Source organism: Actinoplanes sp. NPDC026623 (genome assembly GCF_040638275.1).
Lineage (GTDB): Bacteria > Actinomycetota > Actinomycetes > Mycobacteriales > Micromonosporaceae > Actinoplanes.
Genome location: NZ_JBEZXZ010000001.1, coordinates 89,752 through 103,075, shown reverse-complemented (window position 1 = coordinate 103,075; position 13,324 = coordinate 89,752). Strand labels below are relative to the sequence as shown.

The 13,324-nt window shown below is 71.7% G+C and carries 13 protein-coding genes; 6 read left to right on the top strand and 7 right to left on the bottom strand.

Going from position 1 to position 13,324, the window contains the following annotated elements:
- Nucleotides 1–33 precede the first annotated feature (33 nt).
- Genes AB0F10_RS00465 through AB0F10_RS00440 form a run of 6 tightly spaced genes read right to left on the bottom strand, consistent with a single transcriptional unit; the run spans nucleotide 34 to nucleotide 6,329 of the window.
- The gene (locus AB0F10_RS00465) at nucleotides 34–2,154 is read right to left on the bottom strand and encodes a hypothetical protein (RefSeq protein WP_360619453.1); all 2,121 of its coding nucleotides are present in this window, start codon (nucleotides 2,152–2,154) and stop codon (nucleotides 34–36) included.
- Nucleotides 2,155–2,195: 41 nt separating this feature from the next.
- Nucleotides 2,196–2,666: a nucleoside 2-deoxyribosyltransferase domain-containing protein gene (locus tag AB0F10_RS00460; RefSeq protein WP_360619452.1), complete on the bottom strand. Its 471-nt coding sequence runs from the start codon at nucleotides 2,664–2,666 to the stop codon at nucleotides 2,196–2,198.
- A 13-nt stretch (nucleotides 2,667–2,679) separates the two neighbouring features.
- Entirely contained in the window at nucleotides 2,680–2,973 is a 294-nt protein-coding gene (locus tag AB0F10_RS00455) for a DUF1905 domain-containing protein (protein WP_360619451.1), read from the bottom strand.
- Nucleotides 2,974–3,025: 52 nt separating this feature from the next.
- A complete protein-coding gene (gene ychF / locus AB0F10_RS00450) occupies nucleotides 3,026–4,111 on the bottom strand; it encodes a redox-regulated ATPase YchF (RefSeq protein WP_360619449.1) in 1,086 nt (361 codons plus the stop codon).
- A gap of 11 nt (nucleotides 4,112–4,122) precedes the next feature.
- The gene (locus AB0F10_RS00445; RefSeq protein ID WP_360619447.1) at nucleotides 4,123–5,262 is read right to left on the bottom strand and encodes a hypothetical protein; all 1,140 of its coding nucleotides are present in this window, start codon (nucleotides 5,260–5,262) and stop codon (nucleotides 4,123–4,125) included.
- The gene (locus AB0F10_RS00440; RefSeq protein WP_360619446.1) at nucleotides 5,244–6,329 is read right to left on the bottom strand and encodes a helix-turn-helix transcriptional regulator; all 1,086 of its coding nucleotides are present in this window, start codon (nucleotides 6,327–6,329) and stop codon (nucleotides 5,244–5,246) included. The genes AB0F10_RS00445 and AB0F10_RS00440 overlap by 19 nt, the downstream gene beginning before the upstream one ends.
- 313 nt (nucleotides 6,330–6,642) lie before the next feature.
- On the opposite strand from AB0F10_RS00440, the gene AB0F10_RS00435 reads away from it, so the two are divergent.
- Complete coding sequence (locus AB0F10_RS00435) at nucleotides 6,643–6,879, top strand: hypothetical protein (protein WP_360619445.1); 237 nt, start codon at nucleotides 6,643–6,645, stop codon at nucleotides 6,877–6,879.
- Between the two features lie 95 nt (nucleotides 6,880–6,974).
- Nucleotides 6,975–7,472, top strand: a complete 498-nt coding sequence (locus AB0F10_RS00430; protein WP_360619444.1) for a GNAT family N-acetyltransferase — start codon at nucleotides 6,975–6,977, stop codon at nucleotides 7,470–7,472.
- Here the strand turns inward: AB0F10_RS00430 and AB0F10_RS00425 are convergent.
- Entirely contained in the window at nucleotides 7,469–8,173 is a 705-nt protein-coding gene (locus tag AB0F10_RS00425; RefSeq protein WP_360619442.1) for a hypothetical protein, read from the bottom strand. The genes AB0F10_RS00430 and AB0F10_RS00425 overlap by 4 nt on opposite strands.
- Nucleotides 8,174–8,251: 78 nt before the next feature.
- Here AB0F10_RS00425 and AB0F10_RS00420 point away from each other — a divergent pair, with 78 nt between their 5' ends.
- The 4 genes from AB0F10_RS00420 (at nucleotide 8,252) to AB0F10_RS00405 (ending at nucleotide 13,324) form a co-directional block, all read left to right on the top strand.
- On the top strand, nucleotides 8,252–9,667 hold the full coding sequence (locus AB0F10_RS00420; RefSeq protein WP_360619440.1) for an AlkA N-terminal domain-containing protein: 1,416 nt from the start codon (nucleotides 8,252–8,254) through the stop codon (nucleotides 9,665–9,667).
- Nucleotides 9,664–10,173, top strand: a complete 510-nt coding sequence (locus AB0F10_RS00415) for a methylated-DNA--[protein]-cysteine S-methyltransferase (protein WP_360619439.1) — start codon at nucleotides 9,664–9,666, stop codon at nucleotides 10,171–10,173. Before AB0F10_RS00420 ends, AB0F10_RS00415 begins: the two co-directional genes overlap by 4 nt.
- Nucleotides 10,170–12,701: a valine--tRNA ligase gene (valS, locus tag AB0F10_RS00410; protein WP_360619438.1), complete on the top strand. Its 2,532-nt coding sequence runs from the start codon at nucleotides 10,170–10,172 to the stop codon at nucleotides 12,699–12,701. The genes AB0F10_RS00415 and valS overlap by 4 nt, the downstream gene beginning before the upstream one ends.
- Before the next feature lie 74 nt (nucleotides 12,702–12,775).
- A complete protein-coding gene (locus AB0F10_RS00405) occupies nucleotides 12,776–13,324 on the top strand; it encodes a hypothetical protein (RefSeq protein WP_360619437.1) in 549 nt (182 codons plus the stop codon).

Below are 13,324 nucleotides of genomic sequence, written 5' to 3'. Positions count from 1 at the left end.
CCCGGCTTCAGGTCAAAGCGTTTGTGGCACGGGCTACTGCACGTCGATGTAGTCGGCGCCGCCGTTCACCGCCGTCGAGGCGGCGTCGCCGGCGTAGACCCAGCGGTACGAGCCGTCCGCCGACGCCGTCACCGTCGTCTTGAGCGTGCCGTTCGCGGCCGTCTTCACGGTCTTGACGTTCTTCCAGGCGGTCGTCTTCGCCTTCAGGTACTGCAGCGTCGCGTTGACCGTCCCGTAGCCCTGGAAGGTCAGGCTCTCCCAGCCGGCCCGGGTGAGCGTGCCCGTGACGGTGATGGCCTTGCCCTTCTTCACCGGCTCGGGCGCCGCGTTGGTGGTCAGTTTGGTGGTCCGCTTCACGGCGAACACGCCCGCGGCGTGCCGGTCGGCGAGGCCCTTGCCGTCGCCGGCCCGCGCCCAGGCCGCGACCTGCCACCCGCCGGACAGGGCGTTGCGCGCCGCGTCGACCCGCACGTCCATGGCGAACCGCGCCGTGCAGACTGAGCTGGTGTTGCTGGCCTTGACGCAGTCGGCCGGGCCGTTGGGCAGCACCAGGCCGTCGGGCGCCAGGTACGCACCGTGGTAGAGGTAGGCGTCGCCGTCCGCGATCCCGGACGGGTCCGAGGCGGTGAAGGTGGCCGCGAACGACCCGCCGCCGGAGGTGCCGAACGCGAGGTCCTTGCCGCCGTTGACGACGACGTTCGAGATCCTGGTGGCGCCGGCGGTCTCGTCCGGCGGCACGGCCGGACCCGCGAACGCGCGGATGACCGTCCGCCGCAGCCGCCCGCCCCGGTCGTCGGTCGCGGTGATCCGCAGCGACACGAACGCGGCCGTCGCGGGAACGGTCAGGGCGTCGCCGCGCAGCGCGGTCCACCCGGCGCCGTCGTCGGTCGAGTACTCGAGGTCCGTGACGGTGGCCGCGCCACCGCCCCGGGTCGACGCGGACGCGGTGACCCGCACGGCCGCCGCGCCCGCGCGGTTGCGGTTGTCCAGCCCCGAAACGGCGACGCCGACGTCGACCAGATTCAATGGGCCGTCATCGGGTGCCCTGAAGTCCCACTCGCTGCGGATCCGGGTGGACAGCTGCGACCACGCGACGCGCCGGCTCACCACCCGGTCGTAGTGGTGCGTGTCGCCGTCCGCGGTCAGCTTGCCGGTGACCACGGCCCGGGCGTCGACGCCGGGATTGCCGGCCGCGTCGGCGAACGACGCCGGCTCGTTCATCCGCAGCTCGCCGCCCGCCCGTACCGAGGAACCCGGCCCGCGCGGCAGCAGCGGCCCGGCGCCGACCGTCGACCCGGCGGCGGTCCCGGCGGCCAGCGTCCGATCCGGCAACGCGAGAAAGTTGTCGGTGGAGCCGACGGTCAGCCGGCGGCGCAGCGCGAGCCCGGGCGTCACATACTCGGTGACCGTGCCGGGAAGCCGGACCGCGGACTCCAGATAGGAGCCGCTCCAGCCGCCGCTGACCTCGGAACCGAGCGCGGCGTTCATGCTGATGCCCGGCGCCACCAGGGTGGTGACGGTCTTCGCGAGGTTGGCGGTGGTCACCTTGGCGATCGGCGCGGCCGGCACCGTGTCGGTATAGACCGACTGCAGGTCGTAGCGGTAGGGACTGGGCACCACCGCGGACGATCCGGCCTTCGTCAGCAGCTCGTGAACGCGCAGCGAGACCCCGGCCGCGGTGAAGGGCGTGACGTAGTTCCTGGCCGGCCCGCCGCTCGCGAAGCCGACCCTGGATCCGTCGGGCAGGGCGAGCCAGACCGCCGACGTCGCCCGGGTGGCGGTGGCGTCGTCCGCGATGATGCCGGTCTCCTTGGCGCCGGACTCGGCGAAGGCGACCGACACGGCGGCGGCGGTCACCTTGAAGGTGCGCACCAGCAGGTAGTTGCGCTGGCGGAAGTAGCCGTAGCGGGCGACGGCGAGGTAGTCGCCGGGCGGCAGCTTGGCGGTGCCGGCCGGGCTGTCCCCGTCGCCCTGCACGACGTGGTACTTCCAGGTGCTGCGGTCCCAGACATACATGAACCGGCCGGAGACCTTGGCGCTCGAGGTGATGGAGAACGTCACCTGATAGGTGGCGGCGGCCGAGGCGGGCAGCGGCGCGGAGGCCAGGACGAGACCGGCCACCACCGCGTACGCCATGATCCGCAGCATTCTCATGGCGGCCACAGTAGAGTGATCCGCCCCCGGCGGGGCACCCCCTAACGGGCACCCTGCGATGAACGAGCGCCGGGTAAGCGGTTGGCGGCGGCGCAGGCCGACCCCAGGTCGGCCTGGACGGTCAGGCCCGGCCGGGCGAGCCCGAGCTGCTGAACGACGTCGAACCGGCGCTCGTAACTCGGGTCGGCACCGACCGCCAGCGGCTTGTCCGAGGCCGCCCAGCGCCCCAGTTCGTAGAGCACGATCGGTTGCGTCGTCTCGAACGAGAACCAGAACAGGATCGCGTCGGCGAACGCGAGCAGGTCGAACTCCCAGCGAATCTGCCGGGCGCCCTCGGCGTCGTCGCCCATGGGAAAGACCGCCCGACGCGGGTTGTAGACGACCGGCCAGGCGGGACGCAGGTGTTCGATCGCGTCTCGCTGCCAGTCGGCAACGCCGCTGATGCCTCCGGCCAGGAAGATCCCCGGCCGTAGCGGCGACGCCGGCCGATCCGGCGCGACCACCACGGTCATCGGCCGTCGCCCGTCATTCATCTCGCCGGGCCGGACGCAGCGCCACCGTCACCACGTCGCCCTCGGCCAGGCCTTCGGCCTTGCGCACGACATCCTTGAGCGGAATCAGGTAGCGGCCGTCCTTGGGGAACAGCGCCGTCCTGAACTCCGTCTCCCCGACGACGACCCGCACCGGAACCTGGCCCCAGTAGATCAACGACCGCGCCTGCTCCTTGAGGTCGGCGCTGTCCGGCTCGGACATGGCCACGAAGAAGTAGGGCGCCGGTCCGCGCCACTCGATGACCTCGCCGTCGAACACCCACTCCACGGCGCCTCACACTGCCACAAGCCGGACACGTTCGCCGCAGAGCCGGGCGTGGCTACACGTTGAAGCGGAACTCCACCACGTCGCCGTCCTTCATGATGTAGTCCTTGCCCTCCATGCGGACCTTGCCCGCGGCCTTGGCCGCCGACATCGAGCCCGCCGTGGTCAGGTCGTCGTAGCTGACGATCTCGGCCTTGATGAAGCCGCGCTGGAAGTCGGAGTGGATCACGCCGGCCGCCTCGGGGGCGGTCGCGCCGACCGGGATCACCCAGGCGCGCGCCTCCTTCGGGCCCGCCGTCAGGTAGGTCTGCAGGCCCAGCGTGTTGAAGCCGACCCGGATGAGCTGGTTCAGGCCCGGCTCGGTCTGGCCGGTCGACTCCAGCAGCTCCATCGCCTCGTCCTCCGGGAGGTCGATGAGCTCCGACTCGATCTTCGCGTCCATGAAGACCGCCTCCGCGGGGGCGACCAGCGCACGCATCTCGTTCAGGAACGCCTCGTTGCCGAGCTCGTCCTCGTCGACGTTGAAGACGTACAGGAAGGGCTTGGTGGTCAGCAGGTGCAGCTCGGCCAGCAGGTCCAGGTCGATGCCGGCCGCCTGCGCACCCACGTACAGGGTCGTGCCCTCGTCGAGCAGCTTGAACGCGGCCTCGGCGGCCGCGACCACCGGCAGCCGGTCCTTCTTCAGCTTGGCTTCCTTCTGCAGGCGCGGCAGCGCCTTCTCGACCGTCTGCAGGTCGGCCAGGATGAGCTCGGTGTTGATCGTCTCGATGTCGTCGGCGGGCGCGACCTTGCCGTCGACGTGCAGCACGTTCGGGTCGGAGAAGGCGCGCACCACCTGGCAGATCGCCGAGGCGTCGCGGATGTTCGCCAGGAAGGCGTTGCCCCGGCCCTGGCCCTTCGAGGCGCCGCGCACCAGGCCGGCGATGTCGACGAACGAGACCGGCGCGGGCAGGATCTTCTCCGAGGAGAAGATCTCGGCCAGCTTCGTCAGCCGCTCGTCAGGCAGCCCGACCACGCCGACATTGGGCTCGATCGTCGCGAACGGGTAGTTCGCGGCGAGCACGTCGTTCTTGGTCAGGGCGTTGAAGAGGGTGCTCTTGCCGACGTTGGGCAGGCCGACGATCCCGATGGTAAGGCTCACGACAGGCCAGTCTACGTGGCGGGCATGTGCACGTACGCCTTGAGCCCGAGGGCGGCGAAGGCGTCGGCCGGGTCCGCGTGCCGGGGCAGGCCGGTCTGGAAGCGCCGCCAGACATCGAGGTCCGCCCGCCAGGCGCCCAGGTACGCCACGCAGAACGCCGGATCGATGATCTGGCAGCGGCCGCGGGCCACCTTGAGCGCCTGAATGATCCGGTTTCGCCGCTCGTCCGGGCGGCGGAGGTGCAGCAGGGCCAGGATCTCGTCGATCATGGCGATCCGGTCGTCGAGGAAGGCGCGCCAGAACCGTTCGTCCGCGGCCTGCATGGGGCGTTCGTGGTCGGACAGGGAGAAGAGTCCCTCGGCGAGGCAGTCGCCGAACTCCTCGGACCGCGCCCGCTCCGGGGACAGGAAAGGGTCGTAGCGGTCCTGGTCGACCCGCCCGTGCACGGCGACCCGCTCGACGTTGCGGCGGCCGACCAGGAAGAGCCAGTCCTCGTTGTAGATCGTGGGGAAGAACGGGGTGCGGGCATTGACCCGTACGGCCATGGCGCCCCCGCCGACGAAGACGTCCTGCGGCAGGCCGACCTCCCGCCGGGCGTGACACACGACGGAGTTGTCGGGGAAGCCGCCGTTGTGCATCGCCGACACGTTGTAGTCGTCCAGCAGGCCGCCCGCGTTGCGGATGTCCTCCGGCCGCAGGTGGGTGAGGTCGTCGTCGAGGAAGGCGATCCGCTGCCAGCGCAGCATCCGGGCCACGGCGAGGCCCAGGTTGCGCTTGATGCTGACGTCGGTGGCCCGGTTGAGCCTCTTGTGCCCGGCGAGCAGGACGTCGCAGCTGAACACGGGCAGTTTCGCCCGGTCGGTGACGTCCACCGCGATGACCGGCGCGTCGAGCTTCTCGGCCTGCTTGCGCACGATCTCCGCCGACGACCAGCCGCTGCACAGCGCGATCATCGGCCGGCCGAGCTCCCGGGCCAGGAGCACCGAGTCGCGCATGGTGGCCGGGTTGCGGATCGTCGGCACCACGATGGCGGGCATGTCGCCGGGCGTGAACCGGGTCGGGCGGGCGAGCAGGTGGCCGTGCGAGTAGCGGTGTCCCACGGTTCGCGCGACCGGGCGCCGCAGGGCGGCGGTCATCCCGCGTTCGACCACTCGTGCAGCACCGTGCCGGGCAGGGTCCAGTCCGGGGTGATGACCTCGCCGGCGACGATGCTGGCCCGGGCCAGGATGCTGTAGGTGTCCTCGGGCCGGTACCGCTGCTCGATGTAGGCGCGGTTGCGGTCGCGGAACCGGCGGTCGGTCAGGGTACGCACGGCGGCGTAGGTGCCTCGACCGTAGTTGCCGTTGCAGATGGTGACCGACCTCTTCCGGTTGTAAGGGTTCGGCGCGCGGCAGAACTGGGCGACGTCCTCGATCAGCAGCCGGCCCGGCGGATCACCCTCCAGCCTCGATGGGAAGACGGTCACGTTGCCGTCCTGGTCCTGTACACGGAAGGAGCCCTCGTCCGGATCACTTCCCTGGCGCCGGTCCTGCACGACCGGGAGGTCCAACGACTGCATCACCTGGCGCGTCATGGGATTCCAGTCCACGCCACCCAATAGGACGAGGTGATTGGTGACGTCGTCCTGGGTCAGCTCGTCGGCGAGCTTGCGGCGCACGGTGACGCCTGGGTTCGCGGCGTGCACGTGGCCGTACAGCTCCATGAGGGCGTCGAGGTCCGAGTAGCCGTAGAGCTCCACGTAGTCGGGGCTCTCCGGCGAGGTGTAGGTGTCGCTGGCGCGCAGTTCCGCGGGCAGCCGCGCGCAGACGAGCGTGATGGACGACTGGTCCGGGAAGTGCCACATGCCTTCCCGGGGCGACCGGGTGGTCAGCTCATCCGCGCTCGCCGGGCCGGACGGCTGGCCCGGTACGGTCGCGGTGCGCAAGCGCAGGAGTTCGCGGAACAGCTCCTCGAAGCGGTCGAGCTCGTCGTCCCGGAGGTCCTTCCTGGCGAGCAGCCGCGGGTGCCCGTCCGCGAGCGAGCGCGGGCTGGCGAAGAAGCGGGCGTACGCGTTCAGCCATTCCTCGGAGGGCTGCGCCTTGCCCTTTTCCCAGGACGAGACGAGCGGGACGCTGCGGCCCAGGGCGGTGGCGATCACGCCCTGGGTCACCGACCGGTCCGCGAACCCGGTCTCGCGCAGCGCGCGCAGGCGTGCGCCGAGCTTGCCGTCGTCAGCCATCGCGATCCTTCAGTCGAAACTTCAGCCAAGCACTGAACTTTTCTCGCCGAGCGGATGGTGAATGGCCATGAATGCCGCATACATGACCAGTGGTCCACAGTCGGCCCGGCAAGTATCTTGCTTCAGTTCAGACTGAAGTTTAGCTTGAAGACAGAAGTATCCGAAACGTTATGTCGGATGATCAGCCGTGGAGGGAGGTGCGCTCCGCAAACGACGGCGTAAACGACAACACCCCCGGTGGCCGCCGAGGGTGTTGTCAGGGCATTTCATTTCGGCGGCATTTCAATCCACTTGCCTGCAGAAAGAAGCCACCATGACCACATTAACCCTCGACTCCGTGCTGTCAAACTCTGCCGCGCACCAGAACGACAAGCTGAGCGCCCTCATCGTCTGCATGATCCTCGTCGGCCTGGTGCTGGTGCGGATGTTCGGCGGGATGATGGCGCCGTTCAAGGAGATCGTCAAGGCCGCGCTCGCCGCGCTCGGGGCCGTGCTGCTGACCGGCGCGCTCGTCGTCATGCTGGTCACCGCGCTCATGATGTCCGCTTAGTGTCCGGGCTCTCGAAAGACGGGTCGGCGTTCCACCCCGGCGGTGGGCGCCGATCCCGGCGTGACGGGTGGCGCATCGACCGGCACGATGATCCCGTGGGGGACCTACAGGGATTGCGCATCAGGCCAGGGGTTCCCGGAGACTTCGACCGGCTGGGCCGCACGTTCGGCCCCGCCGCCCGCGACTACTACCTCGACCGGTCCCGCCGGCAGGGCGTGCTGCTCGTCGCCCGGGTCGGCGAGCGGGCCGTCGGCGCGGTGTTCGTCTCGACGGAGCCGGCGCCGGAGTCCGCGATCATCCGCCACCTCGGCAAGGTGCCGATGCTGCACAAGCTCATGGTCGACGCGCCGCTGCGCCGCAAGGGCATCGGCACGAAGCTCATCGCCGCGGCCGAGGCCGAGCTGCGCCGCCGGCGCCTGTGGCGGGTCGCCGTCGGCGTCGACATCGACAACCCCAGCGCGGCCCGGCTGTACCGCCGGCTCGCCTACCGGGAGTGGGCACACGGGCGGCTCGAGACGATCCGCGAGGACGTCAAGGACGGCAAGGTGATCGTCCTGCCCGACGAGTGCCTCGTCTTCATCAAGCTTCTCTAGCGAACGAGGACGCCCAGCGGGTTGTCCGCCATCGTGCGCAACTGGGTGGCGAGGTTGCGGGCGTCGCCGTCCCGGTTCGCCGCGATCGCCTCCGCCAGCGCCCGCAGCTCGGGCGACGGGAGCTGGGCCATGCCGGGGCCGTGCAGCGGGATCGTGATCGTGCGCCCGCCGGCCGGGTCGCGGGCGATCAGCGTCGGCAGCCGTTCCACCGCCGAGTGCGGGGTGTCCTGGTTGCGGCGCCACGAGAACGAGCCGACCGTGATGGTGGCCGTCGCCAGGTCGACCGTGCGGGTCCGCAGCGCGCGCCGCACCGTCGCGCTCGTGCCGTCCAGCCAGGCCGCCGTCCGCAGCGAGCTCAACGCCATGCCGAGCCCGATCAGCACGAACGGGATGCCGAACAGCCCGATCAGCCGCATCGCCCCGATGCCGTTGTCGAAGCCGGAGCCGGCGGTGAACCAGCTGCCGTTCGACAGGCAGTCCCGGACCGGCTCGGGCAGCATCTCCCGCGGGATCCCGGCGAGCTCGTCCGCCGTCGGGCAGGACTCGTCCGCGTTGATCACGCTCTGCAGCCAGCCGTCCGCGAGGAGCGGCAGCATCACGAACGCCGCGCCGACGGCCGCGAACAGCAGGCCGAAGATCGCGCCGGCGACCTTCTGCGCGGGTGCGGCGCCGATCGACAGGCGCAGCTTCTCGTTGATCACGCCCGGAAGCATACGTCGCCACGGCGATGTCCGAATCCCGCCAGCCGACGGCCCGCCCGGTGGAGCAGACTCGGGAGCATGGAGTTGGACTTCGAGCGTTGTTACCGGGCCGTGGACAGCCGCGACCAGCGCTTCGACGGCTGGTTCTACACCGCCGTGCGCACCACCGGCATCTACTGCCGGCCATCCTGCCCCGCCGTCACCCCCCGGCGTGAGAACGTCACCTTCTACCCCAGCGCCGCCGCCGCGCAGCGCGGCGGCTTCCGCGCCTGCCGCCGCTGCCGGCCCGACGCCGCGCCCGGCTCACCCGAATGGGACGTGCGGGCGGACACGGTCGGGCGCGCCATGCGGCTCATCTCGGACGGCGTGGTCGACCGCGAGGGCGTGCCGGGGCTGGCGAGCCGCCTCGGCTACACCGAGCGGCACCTCAACCGCATGCTCGGCGCCGAACTGGGCGCGGGGCCGCTCGCGCTGGCCCGGGCCCAGCGCGCCCAGACCGCGCGCATCCTCATCGAAACCACCGACCTGGGCCTCGCCGAGATCGCGTTCGCCGCCGGCTTCGGCAGCGTGCGCCAGTTCAACGACACGATCCGGGAGGTGTACGCCCGGTCACCCAGCGACCTGCGGCAACGCCGGACGATCCGGCGGCCCGAGTCCGGCACCATCACGCTGCGGCTCGCGTACCGGGCGCCGTTGCACGCCGGGGCGTTGCTCGGGTTCCTGGCCGCCCGGGCGCTGCCCGGCATCGAGGACATCGACGCCACGACGTACCGGAGGGGATTGAATCTGCCGCACGGCGGCGCGACCGTCGCGCTGCGGCCCGGCGACCGGTGGGTCGAGGCGACGCTGCGGCTCACCGACGTCCGCGACCTCGCCCCGGCGGTCGCCCGCTGCCGGCGGCTCTTCGACCTGGACGCGGACCCGGCCGCCGTCGACGCCCTGCTGGGCGACGATCCCGCGCTCGCCGCCCCGGTACGCGCGGAGCCGGGGGTACGGGTGCCCCGCGCGGTCGACGGCTTCGAGCTCGCGGTGCGGGCGATCGTGGGCCAGCAGGTCTCGGTGTCCGGGGCACGCACGACGCTGGGCCGCCTGCTGGGCCCCGCCGCGCCGGGTGAGCTGCGCGGATTCCCCAGCGCCGAGTCCGTCGCCGAGCTGCCCGACGCGGCGTTCCGGATGCCGGCGGCCCGCCGCGGGACCATCCGGGCCCTCGCCGAGGCCGTGGCCGACGGCAAGCTCGACCTGGAGCCCGGCGCCGACCGCGAGGAGTCCGTCGCCCGGCTGCTCGAGCTGCCCGGCATCGGCGCCTGGACCGCCGGCTACGTGGCGATGCGCGCCATCGGCGATCCCGACGTATTCCTGCACACCGACGTGGCGGTTCAGCGCGGCGCGAAGGCGCTCGGCCTGCCGCACTCCCCCCGCGCCCTGGCCGCGCACGCCGAGAGGTGGCGGCCCTGGCGCTCCTATGCACTGATGCGACTCTGGAGGTCAGCATGATGCAGCACACCACCATCGAAACCCCGGCCGGACCGTTCACCTACCTGGTCAGCGACGCCGGCGCCGTACGGGCCTCGGGCTTCACCGCCGAACTCGATGACCTGCTGCCGCTCGTACACCGGGAGCTGCGGGACCGGACGCGGCCCGCCGCGTCGCCCGGGCCGGTCGGTGACGCGGTCCGGTCCTATCTCGACGGCGACCTCACCGCGATCGACGACGTGACGGTCGAGCAGCGCACCGGCGGGGAGTTCCTGGGCCACGCCTGGCAGGTCATGCGCGACATCAAGGCGGGCGAACCGGTGACGTACACCGGCTTCGCGGAGCTGGCCGGCCGGCCCGCCGCGGTGCGTGCGGCGGCCACCGCCTGCGCGCGCAACGCCGCGGCGTTGTTCGTGCCCTGCCACCGGGTGCTGGGAACCGACGGCACGCTGCGCGGATATCGCTGGGGGCTCGCCGCCAAAACCTGGCTGCTGCGGCACGAGCGGGGCCGTAGCATCGCTGCATGACCGATACGGGCAGGACCGCGCGCGCCGGTCTCCCCGAGCGACCGTCACTTGACGGCCTCGAGGAGAAATGGGCGAGCCGCTGGCAGGAGGAGGGCACGTACACGTTCGACCGCAGCAGGACGCGGCCGGACGTGTACGCGATCGACACGCCTCCGCCGACCGTATCGGGCGAGCTGCACATGGGGCACGTCTTCTCCTACACGCACACCGACACGGTCGCGCGGTTCCAGCGGATGCGCGGCAAGACCGTCTTCTACCCGATGGGCTGGGACGACAACGGGCTGCCGACCGAGCGGCGGGTGCAGAACGTCCACGGCGTCTACTGCGACCCGTCGCTGCCGTACGACCCGCAGTGGCAGCCGCCCGAGACGCCGCCGAAGCCGGCCGTCGCGGTGTCCCGGCGCAACTTCGTCGAGCTGTGCAACCGGCTCACCGTCGCCGACGAGAAGGCGTTCGAGGCGCTGTGGCGCCGGCTCGGGCTGTCGGTCGACTGGGCGATGACCTACACGACGATCGGGGCCCGGTCGCAGGCCGTCTCGCAGCGCGCGTTCCTCGCCAACCTCGCGCGCGGCGAGGCCTACACGGCGGAGGCACCGACCCTCTGGGACGTCGGCTTCCGCACCGCGGTCGCGCAGGCGGAGATCGAGGACCGGGAGCGGCCCGGCGCCTACCACCGGCTGCGCTTCCACGGCCCGGACGGGCCGGTCGAGGTCGACACGACGCGCCCCGAACTGCTGCCGGCCTGCGTCGCGCTGGTCACCCACCCGGATCATCCGCTGGTCGGCCGGACCGTGCGCACGCCGTACTTCGACGTCGAGGTCCCGGTGCACGCCCATCCGCTCGCCGAGGCGGACAAGGGCACCGGCATCGCGATGGTCTGCACGTTCGGCGACCTGACCGACGTCATCTGGTGGCGGGACCTGCACCTGGAGACCCGGGTCGTGCTGGGCCGCGACGGCCGCTTCCTGCCGGACCGGCCGGCGGGCGTGCCGGACGCCGCGTACCGGCCGTTCGCGGGGCTGAGCGTCAACGCCGCCCGGCGGGAGATCGTCCGGCTGCTGGCCGAGACCGACGACCTGATCGGCGAACCGCGGCCCATCACCCACCCGGTCAAGTTCTACGAGCGGGGCGACTCGCCGCTGGAGATAGTCACCAGCCGGCAGTGGTTCATCCGAAACGGCGGCCGGGACGCCGAACTGCGCGACGGCCTGCTGGACCGCGGGCGCGAGCTCAACTGGGTTCCGGGCCACATGCGGCACCGATACGAGCACTGGGCAAACGGGCTCACCGGGGACTGGCTGATCAGCCGTCAGCGCTTCTTCGGCGTGCCGATCCCGGTCTGGTACCGGCTCGACGACGTTGGCGAGCCGGACTACGGCCAGCTTCTCATACCGGATGTTTCGACGCTGCCAGTTGACCCGTCCTCGGAGTGTCCGCCGGGCTTCGACGAGTCCCGGCGCGACGTCCCGGGCGGCTTCACCGCCGACCCGGACGTCATGGACACCTGGGCCACGTCGTCGCTGACCCCGCAGATCGTCGGCGGCTGGGGCGACGACGAGGACCTGTTCGCCCGGGTCTTCCCGATGGACCTGCGCCCGCAGGGCCAGGAGATCATCCGCACCTGGCTGTTCTACTCGGTGGTCCGCTCCCGCTTCGAGCACGGGACGCTGCCGTGGAAGACGGCGGTGCTCTCCGGCTGGATCCTCGACCCGGACCGCAAGAAGATGTCGAAGTCCAAGGGCAACGTCGTCACGCCGATGGACCTGCTCGTCCAGCACGGCTCGGACGCGGTGCGGTACTGGGCGGCCAACGGGCGGCCGGGCGCCGACCTGGCGTTCGACCCGGCGCAGATCAAGGTCGGGCGGCGGCTCGCGACCAAGCTGCTCAACGCGTCCCGGTTCACGCTCGGGCTCGGCGCCGCGGACGCGCTGCGGCAGCCGGTCACGGCCGGGCTGGACCGGGCGGTGCTCGCCCGGCTCGCCGAGGTCGTCGACGTCGCCACGGCGGCCTTCGACGCCCTCGACCACACCGCCGCGCTGCAGGCGAGCGAGGCGTTCTTCTGGACGTTCTGCGACGACTACATCGAGCTGGTCAAGAACCGGGCGTACGCCGAGGGCCCCGACGGCGACTCGGCCCGGGCGGCGCTCGCGGCCGGGATGTCCGTGTTGCTGCGGTTGTTCGCGCCGTTCCTGCCGTACACGACCGAGGAGATCTGGTCGTGGTGGCGGTACGGCTCGGTGCACCGCGCGACCTGGCCGACGCGGTACGAGCTGACCCGGGTCGCACCCGATGGCGACGCCACCCTGCTCGACCTGGCGGGGGAGGCCCTGCGTCAGGTCCGGCGCGCCAAATCGGACCGGAAGCTGTCGATGAAGGCGGAGATCCCGCTCGCGGAGGCGCTCGGGCCGGCGAAGATGCTGGACCGGCTGGCGTTGGTCGAGGCCGACCTGAAGGCGGCGGGCCGGATCGGCGAACTCGACATGCTTCCCGACCGCACGGAGGAGCTCGTGATCGCCTGCGCGTTCTGAGCGCCCGCGGGGCGGGTCGCCGCCTTTGGGCAACCCGGTCCTACGGACGCCGCCGACACGGCAGCATGGGAACCATGTCGATCCCGCCCGACGAGGTCGAGGCCCCGGCCGACGACGCGGTCCTCTTCAGGTCGTCGCCGTGGCGGACGTTCGCGCTGATGTTCGCCGTCGTGCTGCTCGCCTACGTGGCCGTGTCGCCGCTGGTGGGGCTCGTGCTGGGGGCACCGGACGAGCGGTGGTGGTCCACCCTCGCGCAGGGCGCGGTGATCGGGGTGGTGGTGGCCGGCGGCTACGCGCTGTCGGCCCGCTCCGCGCTGCCCACCTGGGTCCGGGCCTCGTCGGGCGGCCTGGAGCTGGCCGCGCAGGGCAGCGACCCGGTGCTGCTGGCCTGGCCGGACATCGACCACGTGGTGGTGCGCCGGGACGGCCTGCGCACGATGCTCGATGTGACCCCGGTCGACCTGGACCGGGTCCATCCGGTCTCGGAGGAGGACGAGGGCTGGCCGGCGATCCGCGACGACGACGCCGACCCGCAGGGCCGGCCGGCCTTCACCGCCGACCTGACCGAGGTGTGGCCGGGCCCGCGGGCGCTACGCCGCGAACTCGCCCGCCGCATGCACTGA